Below are 17,417 nucleotides of genomic sequence, written 5' to 3'. Positions count from 1 at the left end.
GTTTCACGTGAAACCAATCGATCCACGCCTCCTCCGGTACGCCGGCGCCACGCGCCGATTCCTGCTGGCGGTCGTCGGCCTCGGTGCCGTCGGTGCGGGGCTGGTCATCGCGCAGGCCATGCTCATCGCCGAGGTGGTGGTCGGCGCGTTCCAGCACGGACTGTCGGTCACCGAACTCCGTACGCCCCTGCTGCTGTTGGTGGCTGTCGCCGTTGGCCGGGCGGTGGTCTCCTGGCTCACCGAGCTGGCCGCTCACCGGACGAGCGCGGCGGTGAAGTCGGAGCTGCGTGGGCGGTTGCTGGAGCGGGCCGTCGCGCTCGGCCCCGGGTGGCTGAGCGGGCAGCGGACCGGGTCGCTGGTCGCCCTCGCCACCCGGGGGGTCGACGCGCTCGACGACTACTTCTCGCGCTATCTGCCGCAGTTGGGGCTCGCGGTGGTGGTGCCCGTGGCCGTACTGGCGCGGATCGTCACCGAGGACTGGGTGTCTGCCGCGATCATCGTCGGCACCCTGCCGCTCATTCCCGTCTTCATGGTGCTGATCGGCTGGGCCACGCAGTCCCGGATGGACCGTCAGTGGCAGCTGCTGTCCCGGCTGTCGGGTCACTTCCTCGATGTCGTGGCGGGGCTGCCGACGCTGAAGGTGTTCGGCAGGGCCAAGGCGCAGGCCGAGTCGATCCGGCGGATCACCGGCGAGTACCGGCAGGCCACGATGGGGACCCTGCGGATCGCCTTCATCTCGTCCTTCGCGCTGGAGTTGCTGGCGACCCTGTCCGTGGCGCTGGTCGCGGTGACCATCGGTATGCGGCTCGTGCACGGCGAGATGGACCTGTACATCGGGCTCGTCGTTCTCGTCCTGGCGCCCGAGGCGTACCTGCCGCTGAGGCAGGTGGGTGTTCAGTTCCACGCGGCGGCGGAGGGACTGGCCGCGGCCCAGGAGATCTTCGCCGTACTGGAGACGCCGGTGCCTGAATCCGGGACCGGGCCGGTTCCGGCGGGCGGGGTGGCCTTCGAGGGCGTGACGGTCCGGTATCCCGGGCGTTCGGTGGACGCGGTGGTGGACGCGTCCTTCGCTGTCGAAGCCGGCGAGACGGTCGCGCTCGTCGGGCCGAGCGGCGCGGGCAAGTCGACGTTGCTGCACGCGCTGCTCGGGTTCGTACGGCCGACGGCGGGGCGGGTGTCGGTCGGGGGAGCCGATCTCGCCGGCATCGACCTGGACCAGTGGCGTTCGCGGGTGGCCTGGGTGCCGCAGCGGCCCCATCTGTTCGCCGGGTCGATCGCCGAGAACGTACGGCTGGCCCGGCCCGACGCCGACGACACCGCCGTACGGCGGGCGCTGGCCGATGCCGGTGCGCTGGAGTTCGTGGACGCGCTGCCCGAGGGTGTCCACGCGGTGCTCGGCGAGGACGGCGCCGGGCTCTCCGCCGGGCAGCGGCAACGGCTCGCGCTGGCCCGGGCGTTCCTCGCGGACCGGCCTGTGCTGCTGCTCGACGAGCCGACGGCCGCGCTGGACGGGGAGACCGAGGCCGAGGTCGTGGCCGCCGTACGGCGCCTCGCCGTCGGACGGACGGTGCTGCTGGTCGTGCACCGGCCCGCGCTGCTGGCGGTGGCGGACCGGGTGGTGCGGCTGGCGGAGGCCGACCGCCCCGCTCATCTGCCTGGCGCCGAGCAGGCCGGCGGTTCCTTCGGCGGCGACGGGCTTGTCGTGGGCGGTCCGCGGAGTGCGCGGTTCCCCGTGCTCGACGAGGAAGAAACCGTACCCGGCGCTCCCGCGGGACGACTTGGTGTGCTCGCGCGGGTGCGGGCCATGTCCGGGGCCCGGCGTGGGCGGCTCGGACTCGCGCTGCTGCTCGGGAGTCTCGCGCTCGGCAGTGCCGTCGGGCTCATGGCGACCTCCGGGTGGCTCATCTCGCGGGCCTCGCAGCAGCCGCCCGTGCTGTATCTGATGGTCGCCGTGACGGCCACGCGGGCCTTCGGGATCGGGCGGGCCGTCTTCCGGTACGCCGAGCGGCTGGTGTCGCACGACGCCGTGCTGCGGATGCTGGCCGACACCCGGGTCGCCGTCTACCGGCGCCTGGAGCGGCTGGCACCCGCCGGACTGCGGACGACCAGGCGCGGTGACCTGCTGTCGCGGCTCGTCGCCGACGTGGACGCCCTCCAGGACTACTGGCTGCGCTGGCTGCTGCCCGCCGGCGCCGCCCTTGTCGTCTCCGCGGCCTCCGTCGGGTTCACGGCGTGGCTGCTGCCGGAGGCCGGGGCTGTCCTCGCCGCCGGACTGCTCGCCGCCGGCGTCGGCGTCCCCCTCGTGACCAGCGCTGTGGCGCGGCGCGCGGAACGCCGGCTCGCCCCGGCCCGTGGGGCACTCGCCACGCACGTGACCGACCTGCTCACCGGAACCGCCGAGTCGACGGTCGCGGGCGCCCTGAACGGACGTACCGAGCGGGTACGGCGGGCCGACTCCGTGCTCACCCGGATCGCCTCGCGCGCCGCCACCGCCACCGCGCTCGGCGATGGACTCACCACGCTGGTGTCCGGGCTGACCGTGGCGGCCACCGCCCTCGTGGGCGCCCAAGGGGTCGCCGAGGGGCGGCTCGGCGGAGTGGTGACGGCCGTGGTCGTCCTCACTCCCCTGGCCGCCTTCGAGGCCGTCCTCGGGCTGCCGCTCGCCGTGCGGTACCGGCAGCGGGTACGCAGGAGCGCGGAGCGCGTGTACGAGGTCCTGGACGCGCCCGAGCCCGTACGCGAACCCGAAGAACCGCTCCCCGCGCCGGTGTCGCCGTTCCCGGTCGTCGTCAGGGAGCTGGCCGCCCGCCACGCCGGACAGGACCGGGACGCGCTGGCCCGACTCGACCTCACCCTCGACGAAGGGCGCCGGATCGCCGTCGTCGGCCCGTCCGGGTCCGGCAAGACGACCCTCGCGCAGGTGCTCCTGCGGTTCCTGGACGCGGACGCCGGTTCCTACACGCTGGGCGGTGTGGACGCGTACGCGCTGGACGGCGACGACGTACGGCGGCTGGTCGGGCTGTGCGCCCAGGACGCGCACCTCTTCGACAGTTCCGTGCGCGAGAACCTGCTGCTGGCGAAGAAGGACGCGACCGAGGACGACCTGCGGGGCGCGCTCGCGCGGGCGCGGCTGCTGGACTGGGCCGAGTCGCTGCCCGACGGGCTCGACACGCTGGTCGGCGAGCACGGGGCGCGGCTGTCCGGCGGGCAACGGCAGCGGCTGGCTCTTGCCCGGGCGCTGCTCGCGGACTTCCCGGTGCTCGTGCTCGACGAGCCCGCCGAACACCTGGACCTGCCGACCGCCGACGCGCTCACCGCCGATCTGCTGGCCGCGACCGAGGGCCGTACGACGCTGCTCATCACCCACCGGCTGGCCGGACTCGACGCCGTGGACGAGGTGATCGTGCTGGACGGGGGGCAGGTCGTGCAGCGGGGGACGTACGCGGAGCTGGTCGCCGTCGAGGGGCCGCTGCGGAGGATGGCGGAGCGGGAGGCGGAGTCCGAGCAGTCGGCGGCCGTGGCGGCGGTGCGTTGATTCTCTGCTCGTCAGGGGAGTCGTCGCCGCTCGACTTTCGGGGACAAACAGGAGTAATTACGCTCGGGGGATGTCCGACCTGCCGCTTCGTCCCGAGCCGTGTGTGCCGCAGTTGCTGGAGGCGATGCGGGCCGTCGGGAGCGGGCTCGGGCGGCAGGCCACGCTGGAGCGGATCTGCGCGACGGCGACCGCCCTGGTGGACGCCGGGCGCGTGGCCATCGGGGTCCTCGCCGAGGACGGCGTCGGCTTCGCCGACTTCGTGCACCACGGCGTCGACGAGGAGACCGTCCGGTGGGTCGAGCCGATCCGGGTGCACGGCGAGGTCTTCGGGAACCTGTACCTGGGTGACAAGCGCGGCGGCGGCCCGTTCACCGAGCACGACCTGACCCTGGTCCGGGTGCTGGCCGCCGAGGCGGGCATCGCCATCGGCAACGCCCGCCTGTACGAGGCCGCCAGACAGCGTGAGCGCTGGATCGACGGGTCCGTGGCCGTGACCACCGCGCTGCTCTCGGGCGGCGACATCGGCGACTCCCTCCGGATCGTCGCCGAACAGGCCCGCCGGCTCTCCGGGGCCGCGGCCGGGATCGTGCTGCTGCCCGCCGACGAGGGCGGCCTGGAGATCGTCGCCGTGGACGCCGAGCGCCCCTCCGACGCGCTCGGCGTGATCATCCCGCCGGAGAGCGAGGTCGTCGCCGAACTCCTCGACGGCGAGCCGGTGTTCGTCGCGGACGCGGCCACCGACCCCCGGCTGGCCATCGGCAACGGCCTCACCCGCGACTACGGGCCCACGATGCTGCTGCCCCTGCAGAGCGACGGCCGGGTCGTCGGCAGCCTCGCCATGCCCCGCGCGCGGGGAGAGCGCGCGTTCACGGAGACGGAGCGCGCGCTCGCCGTCCGGTTCGCCGCGCAGGCCGCGCTCGCGCTGATGATGGCCGAGGCACAGCGCGACCGGGAACGGCTCGCGGTGTACGAGGACCGCGACCGGATCGCCCGTGACCTGCACGATCTCGTCATCCAACGGCTGTTCGCCACCGGGATGATGCTGGAGAGCGCCCAGCGCGGGCCGGTCGCGCCCGAGGTGCGGGACGGCGTCGGCAGGGCCGTCGACGAACTCGACGTCACCATCCAGGAGATCCGCACCGCGATCTTCGCGCTCCAGGACGACCCCGGCGAGGTGCCGTCCGAACTGTCCACCCGGGTGCGGCGGGAGATCCACATGGCCGCCGTGGCACTCGGCTTCAAGCCCACGCTCCGGGTGGTCGGTCCGGTCGACACCGCCGTCGGCGAGCCGACCGGCAAGAACCTCGTCGCCGCCCTCCGCGAGGGACTGTCCAACGCCTTCCGCCATGCCGGGGCATCCCGGATCGATGTCGTGGTCGACGCGGGCGTGACCCTGGCGGACGGCCGGCCGGGCGTACGGCTGACCGTCGCCGACGACGGTGTCGGCATCCCCGAGGGCGGCCGGCGCAGTGGCCTCAGGAACCTGAAACGGCGTGCCGAGTCGCTGGGCGGCGACAGCCGGCACGGACCCGGCAGCGGCCCGGACGGCGGCGGTACGACGGTGGTGTGGCAGGCCCCGTACTGAGGCTGTCGAAAAGCCTGTTGCTGAGCCGTTCGTGGCAAGGGGTCCCCCAGGCGTACGACTTGAACAGGGCATCGGCCCGGTTTGCGGTACACGATCGCTGACATGGGCTCACGTCGCCGTCATCCGCTGCTCGTTCCGGCACTGCTGTGCGCGCTCGCGGTCCTGGTCGCCCGGCCCACGGCCGCCTCCGGCGAGGACACGGACCCCGGCTCGGACGCCGGTACGGACTCGGGCCTCAGCACCGAGGTGACCCGGCTGTACGCGGATGCCGCCGTGGTGACGCGGCGGTACGAGGCCGGACGGCACGAGTCCGCGGTGGAGGGGGCCAGGGCCCGGCGGTACGAGGAACTCCTCGCCCGTGAGCGGCGCGACATCGCCGTCCTGCACGAGGACCTGGGCCGGATCGCACGCGGCCAGTACCGCAGCGGCGGCGGCCTGCCGCTCACCGCGCAGATGCTGCTCGCGGACAGCCCCGAGGAGCTGATGCGCGGTCAGCGGGCCGTGTGGCAGGCCGATCTCGCCGTCAACAACGCGATCGACAAGAGCCGGCGCGCGGAGGCCAGGCTCGCCGCCGACGAGGCGAAGGCGGCGGCGCAGTGGCAGCAGCTGGAGCGGCAAAACCGCGAACTCGCCGAGCTGAAACGGTCGATCGAGGCGAAGTTGGAAGAGGCCCGCTGGACGCTCCAGGGCCGGGCCGACGCCTCGGTCGCGGCGGGCTCGTGCCGGGGCGCCGTCCGGCTCGACCAGCCGGATCCCGGGACCATGCCGGAGTACGTCACGCCCGTGGAGACGTACGAGCTCTCCGCGAGTTTCGGCAGCGGCGGCGACCGGTGGGCCAACGGGCACACCGGGCAGGACTTCGCGGTACCGATCGGCACACCGGTGCGCGCGGTCGGCGCGGGCACGGTGGTGTCGGTGTCGTGCGGGGGCGCCTTCGGCATCGAGATCGTGATCGAGCACCCCGGGGGCTACTACACGCAGTACGCGCACCTCGCCGCCGTCACCGTCGACCAGGGGCAGCGGGTGACCCCGGGCCAGTGGATCGGCCAGACCGGCACGACCGGCAACTCGACCGGCCCGCACCTGCACTTCGAGGTACGTGTCACACCGGAACTGGGATCGGGGGTGGACCCGGCGGCGTGGCTGGTGGCGCGCGGGGTCCAGCTGTAGGTGAGGCCCCCGTACGACGGCTTCCTCAGCGGCGTTCCGCGAGCAGTCGCTCGATCACGACGGCCACCCCGTCCTCGTTGTTGGGCGCCGTGTGTCCCGAGGCCGCCGCGAGGACGTCGGGATGCGCGTTGCCCATGGCGTACGACCGGCCCGCCCAGGTGAGCATCTCGACGTCGTTCGGCATGTCCCCGAAGGCGACGACCTCCTCGGACGAGATGCCCCGCTCGGCGCAGCACAGGGCCAGGGTGCTCGCCTTGGAGACCTCGGGGCCGCTGATCTCCAGCAGGGCGCTGGGGCTGGAGCGGGTCACGGTGGCACGGTCGCCGATCGCGAGCCGGGCGGTGGTGAGGAACGCGTCGGGGTCCATGGTGTGGTGGAAGGCGAGGATCTTGAGCACGGGCTCACCGTCGCTCGGCCCGCCCGGGGCCAGCAGCTTCTCGGCGGGCGCCCGATTGTCCGGCACCTCCATGTGCAGCTTCGGATACTCCGGCTCCTGGTGGAAGCCGTACGTCTGCTCCACGGCGTACACGGTCCCCGGCGCGGCCTCGCGCAGCAGCCGTACGGCGTCCAGCGCGTTGTCCCTGGCCAGCTCCCGAACCTTCACGAAGCGGTGGGCGCCGGGGCCGCCGTGCAGGTCGACCACGGCGGCGCCGTTGCCGCAGATCGCCAGCCCGTGACCATGGACGTGCTCGCTGACGACGTCCATCCAGCGGGCCGGGCGGCCCGTGACGAAGAAGACCTCGACACCCGCGGCCTCGGCGGCGGCCAGGGCGGCGACCGTGCGCGGGGACACCGACTTGTCGTCGCGCAGCAGCGTGCCGTCGAGGTCGGTGGCGATCAGCCGGATCGGGAGGGCGGCGGCGGGGGTCTCGGGCTCTCTGGTCGCTGAGGTCACCCGGCCATTCTCGCGTATGTCCGCGCACGTCCGTGCGGCGGTCCGCCCAGGTGAGTGGCCGCCCCGGCCGGTTGTGGGTCAGCGCAGTGGCGCCGGCGCCTCCGTGGCGAGGCGCTCGCAGACCCGCTCGTCGGCCGCGAAGCCGGAGTCGGGGCCGGGCCGGTGGGCCACGATCTCGGTGAGGCCCAGCTCGCGCGGACGCCCCCGGTCCGGGTGAGCCCGGTGAGCAGGATCGTTTCGACCCCGCTCATGTCCCGGCCGGTCGCGGCGCAGGCGTCGGCCGCTTCCCGGTCTGCCCGCGCAGGGCCTGGAGCGTCTGCCCGGAGCGCCCTCCAGCTCCGCCAGGAGCGGCTCTTCGCCCTCGACGGACGGCTGGGCGGCCTGGCCCGCCGGTCCCTCTACCGGGTGGTGGACCGCAACCGGACGCTCCAGCAGAAGGTGCTGGCCAGGGCCTACTTCCAGGTGCAGGAGCCGGGGCGGACCGTGGCCCGGCGAGTGGTGCGGCAGCCGGCCCGGCCCTGAGCGGCTGCGGCAGCCGCGAGCACAGACCACTGCCCGGGTCCCGACAGGGGGACCCGGGCAGTGGTCTGTCCGCCGACGAAGGTCACCAGGTGACGGGCATACGGCTCAGGGCGTGCACCATCATGCCGGTGGTCAGGGTGAGGTTGTCGACGTCGTCGGCGGGGGCCAGCCTGGGGAAACGGCGGATCAGCGAGGAGACGGCGATCTGCAGCCCCGCGCGGGCGAGGGCGGCGCCCAGGCAGAAGTGCGCGCCGTGGCCGAGCGCCAGGTGGGCGCCTGCGGAGGGCCGCGCCGGGTCGAAGGCGCCGGGGTCCTCCCCGAAGCGGTCCGGGTCCTGGTTGGCCGAGGCGACCGCGGCGTTGGTGGCCGCGGCGACCACGCTCAGCTCGTCGGGGACGGTGTGCACGGACCGGGCGGCGACCGTGGCCAGCGCCTCTCCCACCAGCACGTCCGCCGCCGCCGAGGCGAGCACGTGCCGCGCCTGCGGCAGATCGATGAGACGCCGTCCGAACAACTCGCGCCGCTCGGCGAAGTCCAGGGCGATGCTCAGCGCGTGATCGGCCGCGCCCAGCGACAGCGAGGCACACAGGGTGCGGGTGAGCTGCAGGGCCTTGAGCACGGTCTCGACGCCACCGCCCGCCCCGCCGACCGCCGCGTCCGCCGGCACGGGGGCGGCGTCGAAGGCGATGCCGCTGATGTCCGCGCCCCGGATGCCATGCGTGCGGATCTTGTCCAGGCAGCGGTAGTCGTCGCCCTCGGCCAGCCGCCGCTTGTCGACCAGCAGCACGGTGAAGCCGCGCGGCCCGCCGTCCTCGGCGGTACGGGTGAGCACGGAGAGCACGCTGCCCCGGATGGCGTTGTTGATCAGCCACTTCTCACCACTGACGCGCCAGCCGCCCTCGCCGTCGGCCTCGCCCCGCACATCCCCGGCGAGCAGGTCGCTGCCGTGGGCGCGCTCGGTGAGGGCCAGCGAGACCGGTACCCCGGCCCGGATGCCGGCGGCGAGGCCGCGGGCCTGCTCGGCGGTGCCGGAGATCCAGACGCAGACCCCGCCCAGATAGGTCTTGCCGTGCCCGACGGCGACGGTCAGATCGCGTCGGGCCACCACCCGCATGACCTGCATGACGGTCTCGTAGTCGGTGAGCCTGCCGCCGTACTCGGCCGGGATGTAGCCACTCCTGCAGGTCCCAGCCCTCCAGCAGCCGGCAGATGTCGGCCGGGAACTCCTCGTTCTCGTCGAGTTCCAGACTGGGTCTTACCGAATTCCGCCACTGTCTTTTCCCTCGCCTCGAAGCGACTCATATCGCGTCGAAACCGTCCGAACCGGCTGGACCGTCCGAACCGGCTGTCTGCCGGACCTGCCGTGCCGATCGTCGGGGCCGTCTTAAAGCCCCTCTTGCGGCCGGCGTCAGTCACTCCCGTCGGCCGGGGCCGTCCTCCACCCGGCCGTGCCCCTCCAACTGCGCCCACAGCTCCCGTTCACGCGGGGAGAGCGGCACATCGGTGGCCAGCCGCTCGGGATGGGCGGGCGGCGGCTCGTCGAGCGGGAGCGCGTAGCCCGGGACCCTGGGGTCCGCGTCGCCGAGCCACCATTGCTTCGCCTGCGCGACGGATCCCGGCGGAACCACGCCGAACATCATGGCGAGCCCGCCGAAGCCGTCAAGGAAGAACGTGGCCACGCCCCGCCACGCCCGCCGCGCGGACCATCGCATGCCGTCCGCCTCAGGACGACCGCCGGCCGAGGTCCGCCGTCAGACGGACGTACGCCGGCGGTGTCGGCAGCTGTTCGTCGGACAGGTCGTGCCGGAACGACACGGTGCCGTCCGCGCTCTCACCCGTCTTCGCGAAGCCCATGGACGGGTACAGGTCGCGCACCCGGTGGTTCTTGGCCGTCGGACGGTAGCGGGCGTACACGGCGCCCGCGCCCGCGGCGCGGGCCTCGGACAGCACGGCGGCCAGGCAGGCCTGCTCGATACCGCGGGCGAACACCCGGCAGCTCAGCAGCATGTTGTCGATGTGCCAGCCGCCCTCCGCCCCGCCGCCCGCCTCGACGCCGCTCACCAGGACGGCACCCACCAGCCCGTTGTCCCCGAACCGGTCCGCGGAACGGATCGCGAGCACCAGCCCGTCGGAGGACTCGTGCAGCGCCCGTACATCGGCCTGCTGGAGCCGCTCGGTCGTGAGGTTGAACTGGTTGGTGCGCAGCGTCACCTGCGAGACCCTGGCGATCTCGTGGTCCCGTACGGGCGAGAGGGTGATCTCGACACCCAGTTCCGCGACGTACTCGTCCATCGAGGCCGCGCTCTCCAGAAGGTCCTGGCGGGCGACCTCGGTGCGGTACTGCGTCGCCCGGGCACGGTCCTCGGACGTCAGCTCCCGTACGTCGAACCAGCTGTCCGCGAGCAGCCGTTCGACGTGCAGGGCGGGTTCCTCGTCGAGCCGAACCACGGCGACGCCGGGCAGGCTGCGGGCCACCAGACCGCACTCGAACGGCGAGTCGTCGGCGAAGACGAAGCTGTCCACACCGAGGTTGAGCCGCTGAGCGATCTCCAGCAGGTTCCGGTCCTTGGGTTCCCAGTTGGCGGTGACCTGGACGAAGTCGGTCTCCCGCAGAGCCATGTCGGGGTGGTCGCGCAGCACGCTGCGGACCGGCTCGATGTCGTTCTTGCTGCATACGGCGAGCAGGACGCCCTGGGAGCCGATCTGGGCGACGGCCTTCTGGAACCGGCCGAACGCCTCGCCCCGGTAGGTGGTGGAGGCGGCGATGCCGTCCGGGCCGTCGTCGCCGAGGATGCCGTCCCACAGGGTGTTGTCCAGGTCGACGACCAGCACCTTCTTGGTGCGTCCGCGCAGGGCCCGGGCCAGGTGGCCGATCTCGCGGGCGTAGGCGGCCAGCAGTTCCTCGCCGAACCGCACCTTGGCGTAGGCGGCGAGCCGCGGCTCGTTGACCGGGCCGCAGGAGGCGAGCAGCGGGTCGAGGTCCACGACGTGGACGCGCTCGTGCACGGCGGCCAGCCGCAGCAGCCCCGCGTTGAACTCCCGCCAGATCACCCCGAGCCGGGCCCTGGACCGGGCGTCGACCAGGCGGCGCTGATGGCTGCGCAGCAGGGGCACGGTGTTGAGCACGAGGGTGCCGGTGCCGCGTGCGACATAGCGCTCCGCGAGCGAGCGGATCAGGTTCAGCTTCCCGGCGGTGGCGCGCTGCACGTCCTCCACCCGCCAGGGGTGCGGGAGCTCCGCGAAGATGATCTCGGCGTCCAGCACGCACAGCGCCAGATCGGCGCCGGAGGAGTACACGTCGCTGTCGGTGTTGTGGAGATCACGGCGCCACGAGTCGTAGTCGCCCTCGTGCAGCTTCAACAGCAGGCTGTGACGGGCGAGTTCGGCGGTCAGCGGGGCAGTGAGCCCGTTCAGGGTGGAGTGGCCGGTGACCGCGACGGTGATCGTCCCGGTGCCGGGGTGCTCACACACCACCTCCTCCCGGTCCAGCCGTGAGAGCAGCTGTCCGGCCCGCGCCAGGTCCGGCGCCGGCGGTCCGGCGGGGTCCCCCGCGGCGGCCGGCTCGGACAGCAGACCGGGCACCTCGTCGTACGCGTCGGCAAGGCGCCCTTCGGCATGGAGGGCGTGCAGCCGGTCCAGCGGTCCGGTCCGCTCGCCCACCGCGGTGCTGACAACCGTGGCCATGGTGTCTCCATTCACTGAATCGCCCGTCGCTCACGGCGGTCCGCGAGCGCCGATCCGTGCCCGCGCCCGGTCCCGGGCACGGGCACGGGCCCACCACCACTGCCGGTGGCCGGAACGAGCCTGCCGCGTCCGTCTTAAGGCGTCCTTGAGCGAGCCTCGCAACGCCCTCGCGCTCTCGGGACGAACACCGGGAAGAAGTGGCTCTCGCCAGGCGGCAGGCCACGGCGGGTGACGGCGCAGGGGACCAGGCGGCCGTGGGGACTCATCGCGATCTGCCGGGTTCCCGCCGACGACCGCGCCGACGACCGCGCCTGGCAGGTCCAGGAACCGCTCACCAAGCAGACGAAAGGGACCGAAGAGCCGGAGCTGTCGACCTGGTCGTCACCGCGACCACCGAGCGCTGGGGCTCACCCTGCTCCATCGCTCAGCAGCCCCACCCGAGTCCTGGCGTTCCTTCCGGGACGGCCCTGCATCCCGTATCCCGTCCCGTCCGCCCCTTCCTGCTGCGCCGCAGAAAGTCCGACCCAGGGATCGCACCCGAGCTGCCACCGGCCCCGGCCGGCATCCCTGCCGCGGCCGCTTACACCCGCTGGGCCGAACACGCCCCCCAGTTGCCCGACCCCCCCCCGAACCGGTCACCCACACCGTCTCGCTCCCCGTCGCTCCGCCGTCCGGCAGTGGGCTGGCCACCACGGACCTGGAACGCCTCATGGCCGACGCCGCCGCCCGCTCCGCACGACTCCTCGCGGGCGACATCACCGACCTGCACCTGACCCAGCACCAGGACGCGGTACGGATCGCCGCGAGCAGTCACGGACCCGAGTGGTTCCACCACCTGATCGTGAACACCGGCGCCAAACCGGGCGCGTTCGCCCGCCTCACCCGTGCCTGGCGCCACGGCGGCCCCACCGGCCTCACCGTCGCCGAACACCCCCACACCCCCGACCCGGTGACGATGAAGGCCGCCCGCACCGCCCTGACCGGCGCCCCCGTCCCCCTGAGGACCTGGCGTAACCGCCTCACCCTCACCGACCACGGCATCCAGCTACGGCTGGGCCCCGACGCCCGCTGGTATCCCTACTCCCAGGACGACGAGGGCGAATGGTGGCCCGGGGCACCGGCCGACACCGACCCTGCCGCCGCGCTCACCTCGGTCTGGCAGCGGACGGTGACGTAACGCCGGCGTTGCGCCCATGGCATCGACCGCTACGGATACGGTGGGGAGCCATCGAGGACCGGCAGACCTGCGGGCCAGTTCTTCGAGCTGGCGAACGGGGCCCTGTTTCGCCGGACGGCCGCAGACCGGACCTGGGAGCAGGTGCGCGCCCGCGTCTTCGCGCGCTACCGCGAGGGCTGAAGGCAACCCCAGCCGGGCATGTCCGGTGCTGCCGTTGCTCCCAGTCACCGGAACATGGAGTCGGGACGGGCCGTGGTTCGGGGCGGTGCCCACGTTGACCGCAGCGGCGACGGCTACACAGAGTGTGCGACCGGGTACGCTCGTCACCTCGGTCAAGCCTTTTTCACCTATCGCCTCGTGACCTGCGACAACGCAGTCCAGAAGGCGGAGGCACGCTCGCGGAGCTGACCACTCACCCCAACTGCGCCGGGGCCTCCATGGCGATCTGCTCGAAGATCTTCTCGTCTGCGGCGAAGTCCGAGTCGGGGACCGGCCAGTGGATCACGACCTCGGTGAAGCCCAACTCCTGATGCCGGCCCGCGAAGTCGACGAACGCGTCAACCGACTCCAAGGGGCGGCCACGGTCCGGGGTGAAACCGGTGAGCAGGATCTTGTCCACCTCGGCCACGTCCCGCCCGATCGCGGCGCACGCATCGGCCAGCTTCTCCACCTGGCCACGGAGAGCACGGATCGATTGCTCCGGCGTGCCGTTCTCGTACAACTTGGGGTCCCCAGTGGTCACCCACGCCTGCCCGTACCGCGCGGCGAGCCCCAGCCCGCGCGGGCCGGTGGCGGCAACCGCGAAGGGCAGTCGGGGCCGCTGCACGCAGCCGGGGATGGTACGCGCCTCGTGCGCCGAGTAGAAGTTCCCCTCGTACGACACCGAGTCCTCGGTCAGCAGCCGGTCAAGGAGGGGCACAAACTCTGCCAGCCGGTCGGCACGCTCTCGCGGGGTCCATGGCTCCTGCCCCATCGCGGTGGCGTCGAAGCCGGTGCCGCCCGCGCCGATGCCGAGCGTCACCCGACCGCCGGAGATGTCGTCCAGCGAGATCAACTCCTTGGCGAGAGTCACCGGGTGGCGGAAATTGGGCGACGTGACGAGGGTGCCCAGACGCATCTGCTCCGTGACGCCCGCCGCGGCCGTCAGCGTCGGGATCGCGCCGAACCACGGACCGTCGCGGAAGCTGCGCCAGGACAGGTGGTCATAGGTGTACGCCGTGTGGAAGTCGAGCTGCTCGGCCCGTGACCAGGCCGAACGCCCGCCCTCGTGCCAGCGGCGGTACGGAAGGATCACGGTGCTCAGACGCAGACTCATACCTCGGAGCCTACGTTGGTGCTCGCTGAACCGCGGGCCACCGGAGGCTCATCGTCACCCGTCGCCGACACAGGTCAACGGCTTGATGCGACGTAAGGCGAGTGAGGCACCCACAGGCGAGATCCACGCAGCCGCACCGTGGAGGCGGCGCCAGGCAGGACTTGAACCGCGCATATGTCGGATGGCCCGTATGGCGGGCGGACTACGCAGGTGGCAGCTGGTTTGCCGCACCCCGCAGCCGGTTGGGCCACTCAGCTGGTAGTGCCTCCCAGCGTGAACAGGGCCGCCGCGGGCCGGAATCTGTGGTCACAGGGGCGGGGATTACCGGACCCAAGGGTTCGGTTAGCATTCCCCTGAACCGGACCTCGGGGTCCATTTGATGCGTACTTCTTCTTGGGAGCCGGAACCCATGGCAGAAACCAAAGAGGCGAGGACCGTGCCTCCAGGCCGCAGCCTGGCCATCCTCGGTCTGGCGGCGCTTTCCTTCGCCCTGGCCCAGACCTCCATCGCACCCGCACTGGGCGACATGGCCGCCTCGCTGCACACCACGGCACAGAACGCGACCTGGGCACTCACCGGTTACCTCGTGGCCGCGGCCGTGCTGACGCCGGTGTTCGGGCGGCTGGGTGACATGTTCGGCAAGCGTCGGCTGCTGGTGATATCGCTGATGCTCTTCGCGCTGGGTGGTGCGTTGGCCGCACTGGGCGACAACCTCGCCGTGGTGGTGGCCGGACGCGTGGTGATGGGTGCGGGCGGCGGCATCTTCCCCCTGTGCTTCGGCATCGTCCGCGACGAATTCCCGCAAGAGCGACGGGCCGGCGCGGTAGGACTGATATCGGCCACCGCCGGGATCGGCGGCGGGCTGGGCCTCCTGATGGGCGGCCTGCTGGTCGATCACGCCTCGTACCGCTGGATCTTCATCGCGGGTACCGCCATGGCGGTCCTCGCGGCCGCAGCGGCGCATTTCCTGCTGCCCGAGTCGCCGGTGCGCACCCCCGGCAAGGTCGACTTCATCGGTACCGTCCTGCTGGGCCTGGGCATCACCGCGCCGCTGATCGCCATCAGCCAGGCAAGCTCGTGGGGCTGGACCAGCGGCCGTACCCTTGGCCTGGTCGGCGCCGGATTGGTGGTGCTGGCGGTCTTCGCCCTGGTGGAACGGCGTGTCGCCGAGCCGCTGGTGGACATGACGGTGCTGATGCGCTGGCCGGTGCTGATGACCAACGTCGCCACGCTGCTGATCGGCTTCGGGATGTTCGGCATCTTCCTGCTGCTGCCCCAGCTCATCGAAACCCCCGTGGCCAGCGGCTACGGCTTCGGCGGCGACGCCACCCGCGCGGGCCTGCTGATGCTGCCCGGGTGCCTGATGATGCTGGTGGCCGGCCCGGTCTCCGGCCTGCTCACCACCCGCTTCGGCGGCAAGGTGCCCCTGGTGCTGGGTGGTGTCGTCACCGCGGCCGGTATGGCTCTGCTCGCCGCCGAGCACGGTTCGCAGGGGGCCGTCCTGGGCTTCGCCATGGTGGTCTTCACCGGCATAGGGCTGGGCTTCGCCGCCATGCCCAACCTGATCGTGGACGCGGTCGAGCCGGCCAAGACCGGCGAGGCCACCGGGGTCAACGCCCTTCTCCGGTCGGTGGGTTCCTCACTGGGCAGCCAGGTGATCGCCAGTGTCCTCGCGAACAGCGTCACCGCCCGGCATCCGCTGCCGACCGAGCACGCCTACACGGTGTCCTTCCTCGTCGCCGGTGCCGGGGCCCTGGTCGCCGCGGCCGTCGCCCTCTTCATTCCCCGCCCACGAGGCCATGCCCATGGGTCGGTCCTGGCGGAGGTCGGTGCCGCCGCTCCGCTTCCCGAGCCGGCCCTCACCGCCGAGGACAGCGGCAAGCGGCACACTTGAGCCCATGGACACGCCGAGAGCCGCACCGCCCATGACGACGAACGAGCACACAACGGACTGGTCCGACCGTCGCACTGATGCCCGCCGCAATCATGAGCGCATCGTCGCCGCGGCCCTCCAGGTCTTCGCGGAACGAGGCTTGGAGGCCACCGTCCCCGAGGTCGCCGCCCGAGCGGGTGTCGGCAAGGCGACCGTCTACCGCAGCTATCCGACCAAGGACGACCTGGTCGCGGCCGTCATCCGGCGCCGCTTCGGCCGGATCGAGGAACGTACCTCCGCGGCGCTGGCCGAGCCGGACGCCGGGCGTGCACTGGCGGCGCTCCTGCTCGACGTCTTCGAGTCGATGGCCGCCAACCGGCTCCTGGCCGACGTGATGTACAACCAGTCCTCCTTGGACGGCGACCGCCTCCTCGAACTGCTGAACACCCTCCTGCGAACAGCCAGAGAACAGGGAGCGATCCGCTCGGACGCCACCGTCACCGACCTCATCATCGTGGCGGGCGGCTGCGCCAGACAGCTCGCCCGCATGGGCGTGTCGGACCCGGCACAGTGGCGCCGCTACGGGGAACTGGTCCTGGCCTCCCTCCGCCCCGTCTGACAGCACTCCTCCCGCGGTACCTGTCCCATACCGGGCACGCAGGCCCGGTCGCGCGAAGACCTGTCGGGAACTGTCCCGCAAGTGCCCGGAGAGGGCCAGAGGTGACTAGCGCCGACGTCGATCCGGCCCGCCGCCTTGGTGGTCGTCGGCTCCCGACGTGAAGACGCCGTCTGCCGGTCCGCGCACCGCGGTCTTGGTCAGCTCAAGGACCCGCGCTGCGGGGAGAGTGCTGCCGGGGGTCGTGGAGGCCGAGTGGAACCACTCCTGAGGACGCTTCGCCGAGGTAGGCCTGGCCGGCTACCGGGGTGTCCGGGTCGGTGCGCCAGCTCTTGGTGGGCGGGCCGCCACCGAAGCGCTCAGCCAACTCCGGTCAAGCTGAGCAGACTCATGCTCCAGGGACTGGACGCCGTTCATGTTTCACGTGAAACAGTCACCGGGCCGTTGGTGCCGTTGCGGTGTCAGTGCGGACCGGAGAACCGCAGATAGCTCGGCGGCACGGACTCCGTGAGCCATACGCCGTTCGCGCTGACGTGGAAGAGGTGGCCGTCGTGGTGCATGGCGGCCGAGTCCACCGAGAGCACGACGGGCCGGCCTCGGCGGGCGCCGACCCGGGTCGCGGTCTCACGGTCGGCCGACAGGTGCACGGCGTGCCGGTTCATGGGCCGCAGGCCCTCGGCGCGGATCGCGTCCAGGAAGCGGTCCACCGTGCCGTGGTAGAGGTACGGCGGCGGGGTCGCCGGGGGCAGCCCGAGGTCGACCTCGACGCTGTGGCCCTGGCTGGCGCGGATCCGGGTGCCGTCGATCGCGAAGCGCTTCTTGTCGTTGGCGGCGACCACATGGTCCAGCTCGTCCCGGGTGAACCGGAAGCCATGGGCCGTGGCAGCGGCGATCAGCGTGTCGATCTCGACCCAGCCGGCCTCGTCGAGCGCGAGCCCGATCCGGTCCGGCTGGTGCCGCAGATGCTTCGACAGGTACTTCGACACCTTCACGGTGCGTCTTTCATCCATCTCTTTCATCCATCTCTTTCTCGGTCATCCCGTAA

The 17,417-nt window shown here is 72.3% G+C and carries 13 protein-coding genes; 7 read left to right on the top strand and 6 right to left on the bottom strand.

The features are described from left to right. Window positions 1–7 precede the first annotated feature (7 nt). The 3 genes from cydD to ACW4TU_RS22050 all read left to right on the top strand — a co-directional run bounded on the left by cydD (window position 8) and on the right by ACW4TU_RS22050 (window position 6,290). Complete coding sequence (cydD, locus tag ACW4TU_RS22060) at window positions 8–3,535, top strand: thiol reductant ABC exporter subunit CydD (protein WP_457416042.1); 3,528 nt, start codon at window positions 8–10, stop codon at window positions 3,533–3,535. Window positions 3,536–3,605: 70 nt separating this feature from the next. Beyond that, window positions 3,606–5,120, top strand: a complete 1,515-nt coding sequence (locus tag ACW4TU_RS22055) for a sensor histidine kinase (protein ID WP_457416040.1) — start codon at window positions 3,606–3,608, stop codon at window positions 5,118–5,120. Between the two features lie 102 nt (window positions 5,121–5,222). Continuing rightward, window positions 5,223–6,290, top strand: a complete 1,068-nt coding sequence (locus ACW4TU_RS22050; protein ID WP_457416038.1) for a M23 family metallopeptidase — start codon at window positions 5,223–5,225, stop codon at window positions 6,288–6,290. Window positions 6,291–6,315: 25 nt separating this feature from the next. On the opposite strand, the gene ACW4TU_RS22045 is transcribed toward ACW4TU_RS22050, so the two are convergent. Continuing rightward, window positions 6,316–7,185 (bottom strand): Cof-type HAD-IIB family hydrolase, encoded by an 870-nt coding sequence (locus tag ACW4TU_RS22045; RefSeq protein ID WP_457416036.1) that lies wholly within the window; start codon window positions 7,183–7,185, stop codon window positions 6,316–6,318. 222 nt (window positions 7,186–7,407) lie between these two features. Between ACW4TU_RS22045 and ACW4TU_RS22040 the strand changes: the two genes are divergently transcribed. Further along, a complete protein-coding gene (locus ACW4TU_RS22040; RefSeq protein WP_457416034.1) occupies window positions 7,408–7,707 on the top strand; it encodes a hypothetical protein in 300 nt (99 codons plus the stop codon). A gap of 82 nt (window positions 7,708–7,789) precedes the next feature. Here the strand turns inward: ACW4TU_RS22040 and ACW4TU_RS22035 are convergent, their stop codons facing one another. The 3 genes from ACW4TU_RS22035 to ACW4TU_RS22025 all read right to left on the bottom strand — a co-directional run bounded on the left by ACW4TU_RS22035 (window position 7,790) and on the right by ACW4TU_RS22025 (window position 11,391). Beyond that, entirely contained in the window at window positions 7,790–8,830 is a 1,041-nt protein-coding gene (locus ACW4TU_RS22035) for a cytochrome P450 (RefSeq protein WP_457416032.1), read from the bottom strand. A gap of 289 nt (window positions 8,831–9,119) precedes the next feature. Further along, window positions 9,120–9,419, bottom strand: a complete 300-nt coding sequence (locus ACW4TU_RS22030) for a DUF6059 family protein (RefSeq protein WP_457416030.1) — start codon at window positions 9,417–9,419, stop codon at window positions 9,120–9,122. 10 nt (window positions 9,420–9,429) lie between these two features. Further along, window positions 9,430–11,391 (bottom strand): HAD-IIIC family phosphatase, encoded by a 1,962-nt coding sequence (locus ACW4TU_RS22025; RefSeq protein ID WP_457416028.1) that lies wholly within the window; start codon window positions 11,389–11,391, stop codon window positions 9,430–9,432. 709 nt (window positions 11,392–12,100) lie between these two features. Between ACW4TU_RS22025 and ACW4TU_RS22020 the strand changes: the two genes are divergently transcribed. Beyond that, window positions 12,101–12,568: a hypothetical protein gene (locus ACW4TU_RS22020; RefSeq protein WP_457416026.1), complete on the top strand. Its 468-nt coding sequence runs from the start codon at window positions 12,101–12,103 to the stop codon at window positions 12,566–12,568. 412 nt (window positions 12,569–12,980) lie between these two features. Here ACW4TU_RS22020 and ACW4TU_RS22015 read toward each other — a convergent pair whose 3' ends face one another. Beyond that, window positions 12,981–13,883, bottom strand: a complete 903-nt coding sequence (locus tag ACW4TU_RS22015) for an LLM class flavin-dependent oxidoreductase (RefSeq protein ID WP_457416024.1) — start codon at window positions 13,881–13,883, stop codon at window positions 12,981–12,983. 409 nt (window positions 13,884–14,292) lie between these two features. On the opposite strand from ACW4TU_RS22015, the gene ACW4TU_RS22010 reads away from it, so the two are divergent. Continuing rightward, window positions 14,293–15,777, top strand: a complete 1,485-nt coding sequence (locus ACW4TU_RS22010) for an MFS transporter (protein ID WP_457416022.1) — start codon at window positions 14,293–14,295, stop codon at window positions 15,775–15,777. Between the two features lie 4 nt (window positions 15,778–15,781). Continuing rightward, on the top strand, window positions 15,782–16,375 hold the full coding sequence (locus ACW4TU_RS22005) for a TetR/AcrR family transcriptional regulator (RefSeq protein WP_457416020.1): 594 nt from the start codon (window positions 15,782–15,784) through the stop codon (window positions 16,373–16,375). A gap of 458 nt (window positions 16,376–16,833) precedes the next feature. Here ACW4TU_RS22005 and ACW4TU_RS22000 read toward each other — a convergent pair whose 3' ends face one another. Further along, complete coding sequence (locus ACW4TU_RS22000; RefSeq protein WP_457416018.1) at window positions 16,834–17,382, bottom strand: RNA 2'-phosphotransferase; 549 nt, start codon at window positions 17,380–17,382, stop codon at window positions 16,834–16,836. Window positions 17,383–17,417 lie beyond the last annotated feature (35 nt).

The organism is Streptomyces kryoterrae (assembly GCF_054072135.1).
This window is presented reverse-complemented; position numbering and strand designations above follow the sequence as displayed.

Excerpts from the sequence above, each read along its gene's own strand:
- ACW4TU_RS22010 (WP_457416022.1), top strand. The coding sequence starts at position 14,293 with ATGGCAGAAACCAAAGAGGCGAGGACCGTGCCTCCAGGCCGCAGCCTG.
- ACW4TU_RS22050 (WP_457416038.1), top strand. The coding sequence starts at position 5,223 with ATGGGCTCACGTCGCCGTCATCCGCTGCTCGTTCCGGCACTGCTGTGC.
- ACW4TU_RS22030 (WP_457416030.1), bottom strand. The coding sequence starts at position 9,419 with ATGCGATGGTCCGCGCGGCGGGCGTGGCGGGGCGTGGCCACGTTCTTC.
- ACW4TU_RS22020 (WP_457416026.1), top strand. The coding sequence starts at position 12,101 with ATGGCCGACGCCGCCGCCCGCTCCGCACGACTCCTCGCGGGCGACATC.
- ACW4TU_RS22005 (WP_457416020.1), top strand. The coding sequence starts at position 15,782 with ATGGACACGCCGAGAGCCGCACCGCCCATGACGACGAACGAGCACACA.
- ACW4TU_RS22055 (WP_457416040.1), top strand. The coding sequence starts at position 3,606 with ATGTCCGACCTGCCGCTTCGTCCCGAGCCGTGTGTGCCGCAGTTGCTG.
- ACW4TU_RS22035 (WP_457416032.1), bottom strand. The coding sequence starts at position 8,830 with ATGCAGGTCATGCGGGTGGTGGCCCGACGCGATCTGACCGTCGCCGTC.
- ACW4TU_RS22015 (WP_457416024.1), bottom strand. The coding sequence starts at position 13,883 with ATGAGTCTGCGTCTGAGCACCGTGATCCTTCCGTACCGCCGCTGGCAC.
- ACW4TU_RS22025 (WP_457416028.1), bottom strand. The coding sequence starts at position 11,391 with ATGGCCACGGTTGTCAGCACCGCGGTGGGCGAGCGGACCGGACCGCTG.
- ACW4TU_RS22000 (WP_457416018.1), bottom strand. The coding sequence starts at position 17,382 with ATGGATGAAAGACGCACCGTGAAGGTGTCGAAGTACCTGTCGAAGCAT.